Origin of the sequence: Paenibacillus planticolens (genome assembly GCF_013141725.1) — a bacterium.
Classification (GTDB): Bacteria; Bacillota; Bacilli; order Paenibacillales; family NBRC-103111; genus Paenibacillus_E; species Paenibacillus_E planticolens.
Genome location: NZ_WHNZ01000043.1, coordinates 50,846 through 66,935, shown reverse-complemented (window position 1 = coordinate 66,935; position 16,090 = coordinate 50,846). Strand labels below are relative to the sequence as shown.

Here is a 16,090-nt window from a genome sequence, read left to right as displayed (position 1 = left end):
AGCCTTTTTGAGAGAAATCTCAGAAAGGCTTTTTTGTGTATAATAAATGCCTTGCGGGCAGATAGGGGAACTACAGGGCGCTATTTTTCTAAAAATAGCCCTTTAGGCCAGTGGAAGGGAACTAGGGTCCGCTATTGCACCATTTAGAAGAGCTAGCTATCATATTGAGGTGGAATAAGACCCTGTAGTTCTCCTCAGACGCCCGGAACTCCGTTTTTCGCCCAAATAGAGGAATGGAGTTCCTTTATTTTCAACGTACGCAGCACCGGCTCGATTTTTACATTAAAGTTAGCAAAAAAGCACTTAAGCGTTCAAATTACCTGTACTTTTTGCAGTTATCACGGGAAAAGGGGAAGCGTGAAAAAGTTTGTGTAAGGCACGTTTACTCATCGGGCAAGGAAGGCTTGCTTTTTACTGCAGGTAGCAGGAAGTTTCCTTCTCCGTAATTTTCATTAATCCGGTTTTGCGATAAGGGCGGAATCGGAACAGCAGCCACAGCCGCGGCAGGAGCATCCAAATGTGAAAGATGATAAGATGGATCAACCACGAGGCCGGTATCCACGGATACAAGAATGTAATGAGGGAGAGGCCGATCCAGAATAAGTGCAGCTGTATTTTGGTAACTAGTCGAATAGATGCATGGCCGTCAGGCAGCGAGCCGCACCAGAAAATGCCCCAACGATAGGACCAGCCTCTCATGGCCATGCCAATGGTGAATTGAAAATAGGTTCGAACAAGAAGCGTATGAAAGACAAGCAGGAGCGGATAACTAACTAAAAGCGGAAGCCAATTGTTGGGGTCAAACTTGAAGAAAACGACCAAAGCTAGAAGCAGAAAGTAAAGAATTTTTTTATACAAAGAATGATAAATACGCTTCACTAATGTATAGCTATAAATAGTAGATTGTTTGGAGAGATTTGCTTCTTGTTTCGTCGACATGATGATGACCTCCGTAAGCCGGTTAACCTTGATATAGAGGTAATATCGGCACTTTCCTTCCAAAATATGAGCGTTTAGCTAGTTTAGGAGAATCGAGAATCGGATATACTAGTAGTAAAAGTACATGGGGTGATCATATGGAGGAGAACCGGATTGGCATATGTATGATCTGTGAGCAGCAGCGCATTGGCGGCATTCATATTATTGCAGCTTTCATTTGTGATGAATGCAGCGGCGAGATCGTCAAAACGAATGTGAATGATCAAAAATACCCGTTCTTTGTGAAACAGATGAGAAAAGCTTTTTATACAGGGAATACGAAACAGTATATGAACTAAATGGGAGAAGCTTCTGTCCGGAAGCTTTTTTGTTTTTTTAGCGTCAATCCACTACTATAAGGGTATTAAGTAGAAAGTTCAAGGAGTACTTTTCGCATGAGCATGAGCAACAGTCAAAGTTCGAAAAAACAGCACAAAGCACCGCTTTATGAGGCGATGGTGGCTCATAAAGCTAAGAATCCGGTAAGCCTGCATGTGCCGGGCCATAAATCCGGACAAGGTTTATTGGATGAAGGGGTGCCTTTTTTTGGTGAAATAATGGCAATCGATTATACGGAAATTACAGGGCTAGACGATCTGCATCATCCGGAGGGCGTTATTCGGGAGGCAGAGGAGCTAGCGGCAGCCTGCTTTGGAGCAGAGGAAACACATTTTCTCATAGGTGGCAGCACGGTTGGGAATATGGCTATGATTGCAGCCGTTTGCGAAAGAGGAGATGTCATTTTAGTTCAAAGAAATGTACATAAGTCCGTCATTCATGGGTTGATGGTAAGCGGAGCGAATGCTGTGTTCATTGCCCCGTCTATTGATCCGCAAACGGGCGTTGCAACAAGTGTAACTATCGAAGCTGTGAAACAGGCATTGCATCAGTACCCTGAGGCTAAGGCGCTGTTCTTGACCAACCCCAATTATTATGGCATGGGTGTTAATTTGGCCCCATTCGCAGAACTGATGCACGCTCAAGAGAAGATGCTCTTGGTTGATGAGGCACATGGCGCTCACTACGGCTTCCATCCGGAGGTACCGGCATCAGCCATATCGCAAGGAGCGGATGCTGTCGTACAATCCACGCATAAAATGCTAACCGCGATGACGATGGGAGCGATGTTTCATTTGCAAGGACCGCGCATCAACCGCAATGCAATCCGCAGGCTGCTGGGAATGCTGCAGAGTTCAAGCCCTTCGTATCCCATCATGGCTTCCTTAGATTTGGCGCGCAAAAGAATGCATATGGAAGGGGAGGAATGGCTGACAGAAGGGATAGCCCTTGTGAAAGAATTCAGATCCCTTTTGGACGAAATGGATAGGTTTCAGTATTTCCCGCGGGAATTTCCGGGGCATTCAAGTGAAGAGTATGAAACCGCCGACCCGTTCAAAGTGGCCATTGTCGATGCCACGAGTACCTTAACGGCCACTGAGCTCAAGGAGCGGTTAGAGGAGCAAGGCATTTATGTAGAAATGACGGATGGCCGCCACGTGCTGTTTGTTTTCACACCGGCATTGAGCCGATCTGATGTGTTAAGGGTTGCAGGTGCATTAGCTAACATTTGTTTGGACGTTCCCTCACAAAAGAAGGAACTTCAGGCGCCTATCTCGAATATACTTAAATTACCCTACTACACACAAATCTCTTCTCCGGTTCCTTTTGATATGAATGAAATCTCAAGAGGGGGGCGGACAGAAGAGGCTTGCTGTAAGGTAAGCGTTCAGGATGCGGTTGGACGGAAGTCTGCGGATATGGTGATTCCTTATCCACCGGGAATTCCTTATTTATACCCGGGTGAAGTCATTTCCGCTGCCGTGGCTGAAGCTTTACTACAATTAGCGTCAAACGGAATCAAGTTTCAAGGCACAGAATTTGGTCAGACACACAAGTTAAAGGTATACACATAAACTATTTTATATGGACTGGTAAAGCAGCACGCAGGAGGAAGAGTGAACGGAATTTTCATTACTTTTGAAGGACCGGACGGATCTGGCAAAACGACACAGCTTAAGAAATTGGGGGAGGAGCTTAAGAAATTAGGACATGATGTTCTCGTAACAAGAGAACCGGGGGGAACAGCGATCAGCGATAAGATTCGCAGTATTATTCTTGATCCTGTGAACAAAGAAATGGTGGATCAAGCGGAAGTGCTGCTGTATGCGGCGTCTCGAGCGCAGCATGTGCACCAGTTGATTTTACCGGCATTAGAGGCTGGACGCATTGTCCTGTGCGATCGATTCATCGATGCAAGTGTTGCTTATCAGGGCCATGGACTTGGCGTAGATGTTGAACAGGTCAAAGCCATTTCACGCTATGCCAGCTCAGGGTTAGAAGCCACACGCACATTCATTCTGGATGTTCCCGTAGAAGTCAGCATGGCGCGGTTGCACCAAAGAGCGTCAGGAGCTAATTCGGCAGCAGAGCAATTGGATCGCATTGAGCAGAAGCATGTGGATTATCACAACCGTGTAAGGAAAGGCTTCCATCAGATCGCATCCGATCATCCTGAACGCGTACAAATGATAAACGCCAACCGCAGTGTAGAGGAGATTGCAGACGATATTTGGAGTCAGTGTAACAGTTTGCTTGAACAATATTTCGCTTAAGGAATATTTATCCGTCTCAAGCAGAGAATCCATTCTTAGTTTATAATAAGAGGAGGCAACCCCTATGAAACTAGTCGTAGCCGTTGTACAAGATAAGGATAGTAACCGTCTCTCCAATGCTTTGATTAAGGAAGGTTTTCGCGCGACGAAGCTGGCAAGTACGGGCGGGTTTCTGCGCGCAGGAAATACGACTTTCATGATCGGTACGGAAGATGAGAGAGTGCAAGAGGTTATGCAAGTCATTCGCGCCAATTGCAAAATTCGGGAACAACTTGTTACACCGGTTTCTCCGATGGGAGGAACGACAGATTCTTATATTCCATTCCCAGTGGAAGTGCAAGTGGGTGGAGCCGCGGTTTTCGTATTGCCGGTTGAGCGTTTCGAGCATTACTAATCTACATTAGACCTAAACAAGGATGGATGCGTCTTGAAAATTAATCCGGGGTGGCAGCCCATTGGTAAGAACGTCAAAGTGAATGAGAACGTCCCGCCGCCACAAATGGCCCCCCGGAATTTCTCTGACATTATGCAGCAGCAGGATGAGAAATTTACGCAGGAGCAATTGTCCAAAATGGTGCAGCAAATTACGCTGCAGGGCGACCGTCTGTCACGGGCCATGACCGTGAGAGAGCTTCTCCAGTATAAATTGCTCATTAAGCAATTTTTGGAGGAAACGGCTCGCCGGGGTGTGAACTTACGAGATACGAAGGGCTGGGATCGCCGTGGCCGTTCGAAGCGATATAAGCTTTTGGAAGAAATCGATCAGGAGCTCCTCTCTTTAGCGGATGAATTGCTGGATAGCGAGCAGGGTCGGATTGAGATTTTGCAGAAAATCGGAGAAATCCGGGGTATGCTGATTAACTTGTTATTTTAGGATGGTGCTATAACGAATGTCCTTCCAAGCCATACCGGGGCAAGCAGCGGCAAAGCAACTTCTGCAGAACGGATTGCGGCAAGACAAGCTGTCTCACGCCTATATATTTAGCGGTCCAGTTGGGACAGGGCGTTCAGAAATGGCGATAGCCTTGGCTAAGGCCATCTATTGTCAGCGCGGAACGGATGACGCCTGCGGGGAGTGTTTGGAGTGCCGTAAGGTGGAGCATAGCAATCATCCGGATCTGCATATTGTTGCGCCTGAAGGGGCCTCGATTAAGATTGAGCAAATTCGTGAGCTTCAGAAGGAGTTCGCTTACCGCGCAACGGCTTCCGGCACGAAAATATATATATTGCATCATGCAGAGAAAATGACCGTACAGGCAGCTAACAGTCTTCTGAAATTCCTGGAAGAGCCGACGTCCCGAGTAGTTGCTATTCTGATCACGGAGAATGGGAATGCCCTGCTGCCGACGATTCAGTCGCGGGCGCAGTGGATTCAATTCACGCCGATGCCGCGAGAGCAAATGGTACTGACGCTCCTAGAAGAAGGTTTTCCGGCTGCGCTTGTACAGCCCGCTGCGCATTTAACCGCCGGATTGCAAGCTGCAAGAGAGCTGATCGGTGCGAATTGGTTTGCAGAAATGAGAACCGTAATGTTACAATTAGCGAAGGAGACGCTCACACGTTTTCCTACTTCTATGATTACGGTTCAGCAGCGAATTGTGAAAACAGAACTTGCAGAACACATTTCGAGTCTGTTCGACTTGTTGATTCTCTGGTTTAAAGATATGGTGCAGCTGCGCCTTGAGCGCAGAGACAGGCTTGTATATAATGACCAGCTGGACTGGATGAGCTCCCTCGCGTTCAGTCGGGATGTCTCAGTCTGGGTGCGTATGATGGAGCAAGCCGTAGATTTACAAAAGCGACTGCGCTTCAACGCCAACTCTCAGCTGGTTATAGAGAAAATGCTCGTGGAGATGCAGGGGGTGTAAGATGTATTCGGTTGTAGGCGTCCGCTTCAAAAAAGCGGGTAAAATATATTATTTTGATCCGATCGATTTGCCGATCGAGAAAGAAAGTGCCGTTATTGTTGAAACCGCTCGCGGTGTGGAATACGGCAAAGTGGTTGTAGGCAAGAAGAACGTCAAAGAGAATGATGTTGTCCTGCCCCTAAAAAAAGTCATACGCATAGCGGATGATTCGGATGCCGATTTGGTTGAAGAGAATAAAAAAGCAGCCAAGGACGCGTTCCAAACGTGCCACGACAAAATTAGAGATCATAGTCTTAAGATGAAGCTCGTGGACGTAGAGTATACCTTTGACCGCAATAAAATTATTTTCTATTTTACCGCTGAGGGGCGCGTTGATTTCCGTGAGCTCGTGAAAGATTTGGCGAGTATTTTCCGGACAAGAATCGAACTGCGTCAAATTGGCGTGCGGGATGAAGCCAAAATGTTAGGCGGTATTGGTCCGTGTGGGCGGATTCTATGCTGTTCGTCGTTTCTAGGTGACTTTGAGCCTGTTTCGATTAAGATGGCCAAAGATCAGAACCTGTCACTTAATCCGACGAAAATTTCGGGCTTATGTGGCCGGTTAATGTGCTGCTTGAAGTACGAGCATGATAATTATGAAAGTGCGAAGGATTCGCTGCCAACCGTTGGCAGGCATGTGATCACTTCTTTTGGCAATGGTAAGGTACTAGGGTTAAATATCAGTGAGCGTACCGCGAAGGTTCAATTATTCGACCTTGGTAAAGCACTTGATTTACCTTTCGATGATGTAGTTGAACAAGAGTAGCGGCAAAGGATCCAAGGAGGCGCTGGCCAGTAAGCATGCATGGCACTAGAGGTGAAAGCGTGGATAAACAAGATATTTTTGGACAAATAGATGGGATCGAAGAACGAATGGGTGCCACTTATGCCGAGTTGGGTGCCTTAAAGAAACAAATCATTATACTCATCGAAGAAAACAAGAGACTAAGCATCGAAAATCAGCAGCTGCGCAAACTGATCCGGCAAGAGGAAACGATTGTCGAGCAGCCCGTCGGAGCGGCAGAGGAAACGGTTTCGTTGCCTGGAGCCGGATATGATAACTTGACCCGCTTATATAATGAAGGTTTTCATATTTGCAATGTGTATTACGGGCACCTTCGGACCGAGGGAGATTGTTTGTTTTGCTTATCCTTTTTAAATAAATAAGAGCGTTTGACCGTAGGGGTGTATGCCTTACGGTTTTTTTCCATAGTTGAGCCAGATTCAGAAAGGAAATGAAGAACTGCGCATGGTGCCTTTACGACCGACCGAAAGAATTGATGATTTATTAACGTATGATCTAAAAATAATCCAAAGCGAGGAAGTGTTCAGCTTCTCGTTGGATGCCGTCCTGCTGGGACGTTTTTGCAGCTTGCCGCCAAAGGGGCGAGTGATCGACTTATGTACGGGCAACGGCGTCGTTCCCCTGCTCTTATCCACACGAACCCGCGCTGAAATTTGGGGCGTCGAAATCCAGGAACGGCTTGCGGATATGGCGGTTCGCAACGCCCTGCTGAATGATTTGGGAGACAGGCTGCATATGATTCAAGGCGACCTGAAGACGATTCATGAGACGCTGGGCCACGGCAAATTCGATGCTGTGACGGTGAACCCGCCCTATTTGCCTGTCCCAAACGGGGAACAGAATGCGAATGAACATTTTGCAGCAGCGCGCCATGAAATTTACTGCAACCTGGAAGATGTGATTGCAGCGTGCGCGAAGCTGGTGAAAGCAGGCGGCAAAGTGGCGATGGTGCACCGGGCAACGCGTCTGGTGGATATTATCTGCTTAATGAGGAAGTACCGGCTGGAGCCGAAACGGATTCGCTATGTGCATGCCCGGGCAGGAGAAGAGGCGATGATGGTGCTCATTGAGGGGATGAAGGATGGCAAGCCGGAAATTCGCACGCTGCCTCCGCTCATTGTTTACGATGAGAATCAGGAATACTGCAAAGAACTGAAGGAAATTTATTACGGGGGCAGAGCCTCCTTAGAGTTCTCATAAGAATAATAACAGCGTTGATGAAAGCATATGACTAAAGTGAAGAGGGACAAACAGTGGGCTTAAATGTGCAAAAAAGTTATCGCGAGGATGGACATGCTGCGGGCACGCTCTATTTGGTTGCCACACCGATCGGCAACCTCGAAGACATGACCTTCCGGGCTATCCGTATCCTGAAGGAAGTAAGCCTCATTGCCGCGGAAGATACGCGGCAAACCCGCAAGCTGCTGACGCACTTCGAGGTCGCTACGCGACTCGTCAGCTATCACGAACACAACAAGCAGGCAAGCGGCCCCGAGCTGGTTCGCTTGCTGCTTGAAGGGCAGAGCATCGCGCTCGTCAGCGATGCAGGACTGCCGGCCATCTCCGATCCAGGTTACGACCTGGTGAGGATGGCCGTGGAGCAGGGCGTGCCGGTGGTTCCCATCCCCGGCGCGAATGCGGCTCTGTCGGCGCTGATTGCATCAGGCCTGCCGACAGAGCGGTTTGCCTTCGTCGGATTTCTCCCCCGGGAGAAAAAGGACCAGACGAAGGTGCTGGAAGGGCTGCAGCACGCGCAGGATACGCTGCTGTTCTATGAGTCGCCGCACCGCGTCGAGAAAACACTTAGCCGGATGGCGGAAGTGTGGGGGCCGGAGCGCCGGGTGTGTCTCGCCCGCGAGCTGACGAAGCGGTACGAGGAGTTTCTGCGGGGCACGATCGCAGAGTGCCTCGAGCACTTGACGCAGCACCCACCGCAGGGGGAGTACTGCGTTATCGCCGAAGGCGCGTCCGCGGAGGCGGCGAAGGAAGCCGCCGATAGCTGGTGGGAGGCGATGACGCTGGGCGAGCATGTCGAGCACTATGAGCGGCTGGGCAGCGACCGGAAGGAAGCAATGAAGCAGGCAGCGAGCGATCGCGGGCTTTCCAAGCGTGATGTATATAACGCTTTACTTGAGCGCTAACTCGAGCGGGCGTGGTTTTTCGCCAGCCAGTCAGTTGCAGTTAAAGGATTGGATGGCCTGAAGACAGCGCGCTCCTTTTAAGGGAACTATAAGCCGCTATGTTGGTAAAGAGCAGACATTTAGCTGATGAAGGGGAACTACAGGGCTTTATTTTGCTGGAATCAGCTGGATTTCAGCCCGGAATTGCGAGAAGAGGATCATAGTTCCTCTTCGCTGACCAATAAGGGTGTTTCTGCGGAAATAACGCCCTGTAGTTCCCATTACATAGCGGGTTGGCAAAGGCGGCGGGGCACACGCTCCAGAAGGTCTGAACAAAAAAAGATCTCTAATCCGTGGCGGAAGCCAACAAATTAGAGATTAGAGGAGATATGAAAAAGGTTAGAATTACCAATAGGATAAGTGCTACTTCTATTATATACTATTTTTCTTATTTTGTCACAGGTGTTGGCATTTCTGCTAAACAAATATGACAAACAATTTTTCCCTTAAAGTAAGAGACGCCTTCCGCGTTGCCGCAGAAGATACAAGCAGGCTCATATTTCTTAAGCATGATGCGCTCGCCATCTACATAAATTTCCAGAGCATCCTTCTCGCCAATACCCAGCGTGCGGCGAAGTTCAATCGGAATAACGACACGCCCCAATTCGTCAACTTTTCTGACAATGCCCGTAGATTTCATCATATATATAAACCCCTTTCGATTTTATAAAAATTTTATCAATATCGTCATGTTTCGACATATCTTCTTGACTAATGATACCAACCATTCCCAAAATAGTCAACCATATTTTTATGATTTTAAGCAAGAAAGCTATTATTTTTCTATATCTAATTACGAAAGGGAAGAAGGTGAAAACCCTGTAGAATAGGGGAATGTAAATAATATATTACTTTCCTCTCTCTGAAAAAGGTTAGAGTTACCAATAGAAATGCAAGAGCGGAACGAAGAGAAAACTGGGAGTAGCGATTCGACAAATTACGACATTAAGTGTCGAAGTGATGGAGCGGATTGTCGAAAACATGTAGAATTAAATAAAGAAAGGTTGTGAACAGATGAAGGAAGAGAAAGTTTTTAAAGATCCGGTTCATAAATACATATATGTCCAGGATGCCACGATATGGGATTTGATCAATACGCGAGAGTTTCAAAGGCTGCGCCGCATTCGTCAATTGGGCACCTCTTATTTAACGTTTCATGGTGCCGAGCACAGCCGGTTCTCTCATTCGCTCGGTGTTTATGAGATCACGCGCAAAATTATTTCCCAATTTGAACGCAATCAATATGAAGGCTGGCCGAAGGAAGAGCGGCTGCTTTGCCTTTGTGCGGCGCTATTGCACGATTTGGGGCACGGGCCTTTCTCCCATTCCATTGAGAAGGCTTTCGGAACACGGCATGAGGATTGGTCTTGTAAAATCGTGCTTGGCGATACGGAGGTCAATGAAGTACTTCGGCGGGTTTCTCCTGATTTTCCGAAGAAAGTAGCCGGTGTTATTTGCAAATCGTATAATGAGGAAATTGTTGTAAGCCTGGTGTCGTCACAATTGGACGCTGACCGGATGGACTATCTGCTGAGGGATGCTTATTTCACAGGGGTCAATTACGGTACGTTCGATCTTGAGCGGATCCTGCGCGTCATTCGGCCCTACCGGGGGCATATTGTAGTCAAAGAGAGCGGCATGCATGCGGTAGAGGACTATTTAATGTCCCGTTATCAAATGTACTGGCAGGTCTATTTTCATCCGGTGACACGGAGCGCGGAAATTTTGCTGCATAAAATCTTTGCGCGCGCCAAACATTTATACGAAGACAACTATACGTTTGCTTTTATGACCGATCCCATTCTTCACCTCATTCAGAATAAAATTTCTCTTGAAGATTATTTACTGCTGGATGAGTCTGTCATGCAGGCTATGTTAACATTTTGGATGAGCGAGAAGGACCCCATTCTGGGTGATATGTGCAAGCGCTTCTTGGACCGTAAACTGTATAAATACAGTACCTTCGATGAGTCGAATCAGCGTTTAATCCAGCTCATGGAGAAAGTCATGGCGGAAGTCGGCTTTGATCCGATCTACTACATGGAAATTGATTTCCCTTCGAATCAATCCTATGATGTGTACAGACCGGGGGAAACGGAAGATAATTTGCCGATCCTGCTTTTGGATCATAAGGAAGCGTTAACTGAAATCACCCATCGGTCGGAGATCGTTCAGTCTATAAGCGGATTCCAAATGGGTAAGCATCATGTCTACTACCCTGAAGAACTGCTGGAACGGTTGAATGCCGTCCAATATCCGGAACTATGGGAGCTGCTTGGCGAACAAGAATAAACCACTATACATAAGAAAGAGTAAGGAGAAGAACATGCTGACAGATTCACATACACATTTAAATGCGGAACAATTTCAAGAAGATCAGGATGAGGTCATTCAGCGTGCGTGGGAGGCAGGCGTTACGAGAATGGTGAATGTCGGCTTTAATCGGGAGACCATTCCCAGCTCGATTGCGCTTGCCGAGAAATACGATTTCATCTATTCAACGGTGGGTTGGCATCCTGTCGATGCCATTGATATGCAGCCGGGCGATTTGGAATGGATCGAGGATTTGTGCAAACATGAGAAGGTGGTGGCCATCGGGGAAATCGGACTGGATTACTACTGGGATAAGTCGCCCAAGGACGTACAACAGCGGGTTTTTCGAGAGCAAATCAGGCTGGCGCGAAAGCTTGGCATGCCTATTGTGATTCATAACCGGGATGCCCATCACGATATTTTGACGATTTTAAAAGAGGAGAAAGCTGCGGAAGTCGGAGGTATTATGCACTGTTTTTCGGGGAGTTGGGAAACGGCAAAGCAATGCTTGGATATGAATTTCCATATCTCCTTCGGCGGGCCTGTTACTTTCAAAAATGCGAAACAGCCAAAGGAAGTGCTGGCCCAAGTTCCGTTAGACCGCTTATTGATTGAGACGGATGCTCCTTACTTGACCCCGCATCCTTTCCGCGGCAAGCGCAATGAATCGGCTTATGTTCGGTTGGTGGCCGAAACGGCCGCGGAAATTAAGGGCTTGAGTCTGGAGGAACTCGCAGAAATAACGACAAACAACGCGATTGCCTTGCTAGGTCTCAAGTAAAGCGTTCTTTGCGAATTTGCGTCGAAGCAAGATTCCGCAGCTTAACGAGATGAAGGCGAGTCCGATGAGCGGGACCGTGAAAAGGATAGGCGAAGAGCGGATCAAAAGCGGAACCGACAGGATGCATAGCTCCAAGAACAGGACGGACCAAATGATGAAGGCCAAGGAACCGGCTTTCAATTGACGGTCAAGCGGGTACATCTCCAGCCAAAAGGTATAACGGTGTGAACGCTCGAGCGGCGTGAGTTGAACCATGGAGATGATCAACGCGATAAAAAAGATGAGTATTCGCGCTGTTTCGCTGCTTGAAACGGCTATGGCTAACGCCCCCAACAGGGAAATACGCATGACAATCCCGAATAGCTCCGTACGCAGTAAGGTCTTCATATATATGTACAGATAAGCAGCCTCTTGTTTAAAAGGAATGAATGTTGTGACCCCGCTGATCCAGCCTCGGCGGGTTATTCGCGTTCCCAAGTGCGGAACATCCACGAACCAATTGAAAAAGGCGTAAAGTCTTGCTTGCTGCTGCCTTTCTTTAGCGATGAGGTAATCCCATCCAATCAGGTATTTGGATACGTAGTGAGTAGCCGTTAGCCAGGCTAAAATGAGAACCAATGCTGCGCCGCTTGCCCAGAACACGCTAGTCAGAAATTGCAGAGAAACCAAGGCGGTTGTTGCGATCCAGCGAAAGCTAACGGATGCGATTCTCGCGCGTTCATTCGTGAACCGGCTTTCCTGCCAGCTAGCCGATAAATTGGCTAACTTCATTAATAGAAGCAAGGCGAGCATCCATAAGAAATGCTGCTCTTCACGTCCGAGGCAGTGATGGTATAAAGGCCACAACACGACCCATGCCAGAAATGTCCAAAATGCTTGCAGCGCTAAACTGTACATAAATCCGCCGCGGATGTAAGGGCCCATTTGATGTTCGATACGCAGCAAAAACATACGGTCTGCGCTTCTGGTTAAGGTGCGGATCGGGCTGGAAGACAACAGAGGAACGAGAAGCAAAAGGACGATCCACAGATAAGGGTAATCTGTCGGAAGCCGCTGTAGTATTTTTGCATAATAATAGGAAGAAAGAATGACAAGAAATAACAGGAAGCCGAAAAAATTGCTGCGCGCTGCATACTGCAGATAGCCCATAGATTCTTTCATATAACGTTCAAATCTTTGCTGCCATAAGGCACGGGTATTCAAGTCCATCGATTTCATACCGGATCCCCTTTTACAAGCTTATAAAAGATGTCGTCCAGTGACGCCTGTTGGAGTCCGGTTTGCTGACGCAATTCGACTAAATCACCCTGAGCGACCATGTGACCCTTATGAAGGACGACGTAATTATCACAATATTTCTCAATCGTAGACAAAATATGCGATGATATGAGGAATGACGCGCCTTGCCGCTTCATTTTGACCATTAACTCCAGCAGTGAGCGAATCGCTAACGGATCGAGTCCGAGAAAAGGCTCGTCAATGATGTACAATGAGGGCTCGATCAGGAACGCATTCATAATCATCACTTTTTGCTTCATGCCTTTGGATAAATGGCTGGCGAAGGAGTTCAGCTTGTCCTCCATCTGAAATTGCGCGAGCAGCGCTTGCGAACGGGAGAGATAGTCTTCCTTCGACAAGCCGTATGCCATTGCCGTTAGCTCGAGGTGCTCACGAATCGTAAGTTCTTCATATAGCTCCGGACTCTCAGGAACATATGCGTAGGTAGCCCGGTAAGGAAGCGGATCCTCGGTTAACGTCAAGCCGTTGATTTTTATCGAACCTTTTTGAGGCTGAAGCAGACCGAGGATGTTTTTGATGGTCGTACTTTTGCCTGCGCCGTTCAAACCGATCAAACCCATCATTTCTCCCTGACGAATCGAAAACGTGAGGTCATGGAGAACCGGTTTCGTGGGTAAATATCCTCCAAATAAAGAGTCGACTTGCAAAATGGGCCCCATCTCATTGCCTCCCTGAATAGCTAATTATTGGTATTAAATCACTAAATTCTTTCATGATAAGTATAAACAAATTTGGTTTCGAAGCCTAGTTTAGGTGTGAAAACACGAAGAAACCTAGTATTCATACGTTATAGTGAGATAAATGTAGATAAAAAGTGGTTTTATTCTAAAAATAAGCTAATTTTAAGCGATTTAGCCCTTTTTAGTAGGTGTTAATCCCTTTACAGGTAGAGATTAACAGCGTAATATACTTTTCATAATAACTTAATAACCAATTTGCCATTTTTCCATTCGCTGAGTTCCGAATAAGGGAACGGGGGAACCACTGTAAGCTTGAGAAGCGGGTGAACGCATCTGAAGTGAACAGAGTGAGTAACAGGGGTGAATCTTGGACGTTAACGGAAGTTTACGTCTGAGTAGGGCGACTCTCACGTCCGAATCCGTCAGCTAACCTCGTAAGCGTAAGAGAGGTAACGATTGTCGTGTGTGCTATTTGTGTATTTACTATGCAAACTAAGCCAGCGAGAAGAGTCCTCTTCTTGCTGGCTTTTTATCTTCTTAAGGATCTCTACTCATAGAATGTTGAATAGGCAAAGCGGGGTGGGACGACCGGAACGCAGCAGTTTAAGCGCAGCTGCCGATGGAAGCACGTTAAGTTAAATTAAAAACCTTAGTCGCGTCAAATTTAATCATGCTGTAACCTGGCGGCGAGGCTTTGAAGGAGGACCGAAGAAGTGGGCAGTATCTCTTTTAGCGAGACCCATGTAAAACGATCATCCAGCATGTCCTTCGCATTGCGATGGAAGCATGAAAACTTGCGTTTGATTTTAAGCCTGGCTCTAATCTCAATCGCAATGACTTTCATGTTTTTGGTGTTGTTGTACGGTACGGCTACCAAGAGCGTATCCGTGGTTGTGAATGGACAAGAAACCGTTGTGCATACGAAGCAATGGGTCCTGCAACGCCTACTGGATGAACAAGCCATAAAGATTGGTGAACACGATGAAATATCTGCAGACCCTGCGGCGACAATCAAGGGTGGAGACAAATTCGTCATCGAGCAAGCTTCTCCAATTCAATTGACTGCTGATGGAAAGACCACCACTGTTTACACAACTGCAAGAACGGTTGAAAGTGCATTGCAACGTTTACATATTGCACTTGGGGAACAGGATAAGCTGACTCCCGATCCAACAGCCGCTCTGAGCTCAGGCGATGAAATCAAAATCGTCCGTGTAAAAAAAGAGACGGAAGAAGTAACAGAGCCGATTGCATTCGATACGGAAAAGAAAAGTGATGCATCGCTGCTCAAAGGCAAAGAGCAAGTTGTCCAAGAAGGTAAAGAGGGCGTATTGGTCAAAAAGAAAGAGAAGACTTACGAAGATGGCGTTCTAGTGGCGGAAGCTGTTGTGGGTCAAGAAGTCCAGCAGGAAAGTATCAAGAAAGTCGTGTCCGTTGGCACGAAGAACCCTGTTGTGACGCTGTCGGCCTCATCCCCGAGTGTGGATGAGATTTCCAAGAATGGCGTTACGTTCGGGTATAAACAAATTCTGAAGAATGTGAAGCTGACCGCCTATTCGGCGGGCGCAGATTCGACAGGGAAGTCCGAAGGATCGCCTGGATACGGTAAGACGTATACGGGAACAACGGTAACGGAAGGCAGAACGATTGCGGTTGACCCGAAAGTTATCCCGCTGGGATGGTGGGTTTACATTGAGGGTGTCGGCTTCCGCCGTGCTGAAGATATCGGCAGCGGTGTGAAAGGCCAAATGATTGATGTATACTTTGAAGATCATGGCTATGCCAATAAATTCGGAACAAAACAGGGGTATACGGTCTATGTCGTAGGACCGAAAAAGCCGTCTGAAAATTAACGTGTAAACGTCAGTTTCAGCGGGAACAATGTCATTATACGTTGCCAGGCGAGCAGCCTGGGCGAAAGAAGAGGGGTTCCCTCTTCTTTTTCTGCGTACTGGGAAGGGAACTCATTATGATGAAAGAAGTCATCGTCGTTGAAGGCAAGGACGATACGGCCGCCATTCGCCGAGCGGTCGAGGCGGATACGATAGAAACGGGCGGCTCCGCCATCGGGCAAGCCGTATTGAAGCGGATAGCCCTCGCACAGCAGCGCAGAGGCGTCATTATTTTCACCGACCCGGATCACGCAGGCGAGCGGATTCGGAAGATTGTGGCCGCCAAGGTGCCAGGCTGCAAGCATGCCTTTATCACGCAGGAGCAGGCCGAGTATAAAGGCGACATTGGCGTGGAGAATGCGGCGCCAGAGACGATCCGGCAGGCGCTTCAGAACCTTCGGACAGAGTACGAAGGGAGCGTTTCGCAGCTCGCCATGAGCGACCTTATGGCCGCAGGGTTGATCGTTCACCCCGAGGCGGCGTCCAGAAGGCTTGTTGTAGGCAATGCGCTTGGAATAGGCTACTGCAACGGCAAACAGTTTTATAAGCGGTGTGCGATGTTCCAGATCTCACGTGAAGAGTTTGAGGCAGCTTTGGAGCATCTGGAAGCGAATATATAGTTAAACTCAGAACCTATAGATAA

18 protein-coding genes and 1 riboswitch are annotated in these 16,090 nt (G+C 47.7%); of the genes, 14 read left to right on the top strand and 4 right to left on the bottom strand.

From position 1 onward, the window contains the following. Positions 1-411: 411 nt before the first annotated feature. Positions 412-939, bottom strand: coding sequence for a hypothetical protein (locus GC097_RS20985; RefSeq protein ID WP_171685266.1), 528 nt, complete (start codon positions 937-939; stop codon positions 412-414). A gap of 137 nt (positions 940-1,076) precedes the next feature. Between GC097_RS20985 and GC097_RS20980 the strand changes: the two genes are divergently transcribed. The 10 genes from GC097_RS20980 to rsmI all read left to right on the top strand — a co-directional run bounded on the left by GC097_RS20980 (position 1,077) and on the right by rsmI (position 8,443). Beyond that, positions 1,077-1,277 carry a sigma factor G inhibitor Gin gene (locus GC097_RS20980; protein ID WP_171685265.1) on the top strand — a complete coding sequence of 67 codons (201 nt, stop codon included), beginning with the start codon at positions 1,077-1,079 and terminating at the stop codon, positions 1,275-1,277. A gap of 96 nt (positions 1,278-1,373) precedes the next feature. Further along, positions 1,374-2,891: an aminotransferase class I/II-fold pyridoxal phosphate-dependent enzyme gene (locus GC097_RS20975; protein WP_246294377.1), complete on the top strand. Its 1,518-nt coding sequence runs from the start codon at positions 1,374-1,376 to the stop codon at positions 2,889-2,891. Positions 2,892-2,933: 42 nt separating this feature from the next. Further along, a complete protein-coding gene (tmk, locus tag GC097_RS20970) occupies positions 2,934-3,590 on the top strand; it encodes a dTMP kinase (protein WP_171685264.1) in 657 nt (218 codons plus the stop codon). 64 nt (positions 3,591-3,654) lie between these two features. Next, positions 3,655-3,984 (top strand): cyclic di-AMP receptor DarA, encoded by a 330-nt coding sequence (gene darA, locus GC097_RS20965; RefSeq protein WP_079417169.1) that lies wholly within the window; start codon positions 3,655-3,657, stop codon positions 3,982-3,984. 33 nt (positions 3,985-4,017) lie between these two features. Beyond that, positions 4,018-4,464 (top strand): YaaR family protein, encoded by a 447-nt coding sequence (locus GC097_RS20960; RefSeq protein ID WP_171685263.1) that lies wholly within the window; start codon positions 4,018-4,020, stop codon positions 4,462-4,464. 16 nt (positions 4,465-4,480) lie between these two features. Then, on the top strand, positions 4,481-5,458 hold the full coding sequence (holB, locus tag GC097_RS20955) for a DNA polymerase III subunit delta' (protein WP_171685262.1): 978 nt from the start codon (positions 4,481-4,483) through the stop codon (positions 5,456-5,458). A 1-nt stretch (position 5,459) separates the two neighbouring features. Then, positions 5,460-6,263: a PSP1 domain-containing protein gene (locus GC097_RS20950; protein WP_167059077.1), complete on the top strand. Its 804-nt coding sequence runs from the start codon at positions 5,460-5,462 to the stop codon at positions 6,261-6,263. 59 nt (positions 6,264-6,322) lie between these two features. Continuing rightward, complete coding sequence (gene yabA, locus GC097_RS20945; protein ID WP_171685261.1) at positions 6,323-6,664, top strand: DNA replication initiation control protein YabA; 342 nt, start codon at positions 6,323-6,325, stop codon at positions 6,662-6,664. Between the two features lie 82 nt (positions 6,665-6,746). Then, a complete protein-coding gene (locus GC097_RS20940; RefSeq protein WP_171685270.1) occupies positions 6,747-7,502 on the top strand; it encodes a tRNA1(Val) (adenine(37)-N6)-methyltransferase in 756 nt (251 codons plus the stop codon). 53 nt (positions 7,503-7,555) lie between these two features. Next, positions 7,556-8,443 carry a 16S rRNA (cytidine(1402)-2'-O)-methyltransferase gene (gene rsmI / locus GC097_RS20935; protein WP_171685260.1) on the top strand — a complete coding sequence of 296 codons (888 nt, stop codon included), beginning with the start codon at positions 7,556-7,558 and terminating at the stop codon, positions 8,441-8,443. Between the two features lie 427 nt (positions 8,444-8,870). On the opposite strand, the gene GC097_RS20930 is transcribed toward rsmI, so the two are convergent. Beyond that, on the bottom strand, positions 8,871-9,122 hold the full coding sequence (locus tag GC097_RS20930) for an AbrB/MazE/SpoVT family DNA-binding domain-containing protein (protein ID WP_512699052.1): 252 nt from the start codon (positions 9,120-9,122) through the stop codon (positions 8,871-8,873). A 374-nt stretch (positions 9,123-9,496) separates the two neighbouring features. Between GC097_RS20930 and GC097_RS20925 the strand changes: the two genes are divergently transcribed. Together GC097_RS20925 and GC097_RS20920 are read left to right on the top strand one after the other, a co-directional pair. Beyond that, positions 9,497-10,774: an HD domain-containing protein gene (locus GC097_RS20925; RefSeq protein WP_171685259.1), complete on the top strand. Its 1,278-nt coding sequence runs from the start codon at positions 9,497-9,499 to the stop codon at positions 10,772-10,774. 34 nt (positions 10,775-10,808) lie between these two features. After that, a complete protein-coding gene (locus tag GC097_RS20920) occupies positions 10,809-11,576 on the top strand; it encodes a TatD family hydrolase (RefSeq protein WP_171685258.1) in 768 nt (255 codons plus the stop codon). Here GC097_RS20920 and GC097_RS20915 read toward each other — a convergent pair. Beyond that, on the bottom strand, positions 11,562-12,794 hold the full coding sequence (locus GC097_RS20915; RefSeq protein WP_171685257.1) for an ABC transporter permease: 1,233 nt from the start codon (positions 12,792-12,794) through the stop codon (positions 11,562-11,564). The two genes, GC097_RS20920 and GC097_RS20915, sit on opposite strands and share 15 nt — an antisense overlap. Next, positions 12,791-13,534, bottom strand: coding sequence for an ABC transporter ATP-binding protein (locus tag GC097_RS20910; protein WP_171685256.1), 744 nt, complete (start codon positions 13,532-13,534; stop codon positions 12,791-12,793). The genes GC097_RS20915 and GC097_RS20910 overlap by 4 nt, the downstream gene beginning before the upstream one ends. 282 nt (positions 13,535-13,816) lie before the next feature. Beyond that, positions 13,817-14,011, top strand: a riboswitch (cyclic di-AMP (ydaO/yuaA leader). A gap of 257 nt (positions 14,012-14,268) precedes the next feature. Here GC097_RS20910 and GC097_RS20905 point away from each other — a divergent pair. Together GC097_RS20905 and rnmV are read left to right on the top strand one after the other, a co-directional pair. After that, positions 14,269-15,408, top strand: coding sequence for a resuscitation-promoting factor (locus tag GC097_RS20905; RefSeq protein ID WP_312875712.1), 1,140 nt, complete (start codon positions 14,269-14,271; stop codon positions 15,406-15,408). A gap of 116 nt (positions 15,409-15,524) precedes the next feature. Beyond that, positions 15,525-16,067, top strand: a complete 543-nt coding sequence (gene rnmV, locus GC097_RS20900) for a ribonuclease M5 (protein WP_171685255.1) — start codon at positions 15,525-15,527, stop codon at positions 16,065-16,067. Positions 16,068-16,090: the final 23 nt, after the last annotated feature.

Coding starts and splice junctions, on each gene's coding strand:
- GC097_RS20985 (WP_171685266.1), bottom strand. CDS start 939: ATGTCGACGAAACAAGAAGCAAATCTCTCCAAACAATCTACTATTTAT.
- GC097_RS20980 (WP_171685265.1), top strand. CDS start 1,077: ATGGAGGAGAACCGGATTGGCATATGTATGATCTGTGAGCAGCAGCGC.
- GC097_RS20975 (WP_246294377.1), top strand. CDS start 1,374: ATGAGCATGAGCAACAGTCAAAGTTCGAAAAAACAGCACAAAGCACCG.
- darA (WP_079417169.1), top strand. CDS start 3,655: ATGAAACTAGTCGTAGCCGTTGTACAAGATAAGGATAGTAACCGTCTC.
- holB (WP_171685262.1), top strand. CDS start 4,481: ATGTCCTTCCAAGCCATACCGGGGCAAGCAGCGGCAAAGCAACTTCTG.
- GC097_RS20950 (WP_167059077.1), top strand. CDS start 5,460: ATGTATTCGGTTGTAGGCGTCCGCTTCAAAAAAGCGGGTAAAATATAT.
- GC097_RS20940 (WP_171685270.1), top strand. CDS start 6,747: ATGGTGCCTTTACGACCGACCGAAAGAATTGATGATTTATTAACGTAT.
- GC097_RS20930 (WP_512699052.1), bottom strand. CDS start 9,122: ATGAAATCTACGGGCATTGTCAGAAAAGTTGACGAATTGGGGCGTGTC.
- GC097_RS20925 (WP_171685259.1), top strand. CDS start 9,497: ATGAAGGAAGAGAAAGTTTTTAAAGATCCGGTTCATAAATACATATAT.
- GC097_RS20920 (WP_171685258.1), top strand. CDS start 10,809: ATGCTGACAGATTCACATACACATTTAAATGCGGAACAATTTCAAGAA.
- GC097_RS20915 (WP_171685257.1), bottom strand. CDS start 12,794: ATGAAATCGATGGACTTGAATACCCGTGCCTTATGGCAGCAAAGATTT.
- GC097_RS20910 (WP_171685256.1), bottom strand. CDS start 13,534: ATGGGGCCCATTTTGCAAGTCGACTCTTTATTTGGAGGATATTTACCC.
- rnmV (WP_171685255.1), top strand. CDS start 15,525: ATGATGAAAGAAGTCATCGTCGTTGAAGGCAAGGACGATACGGCCGCC.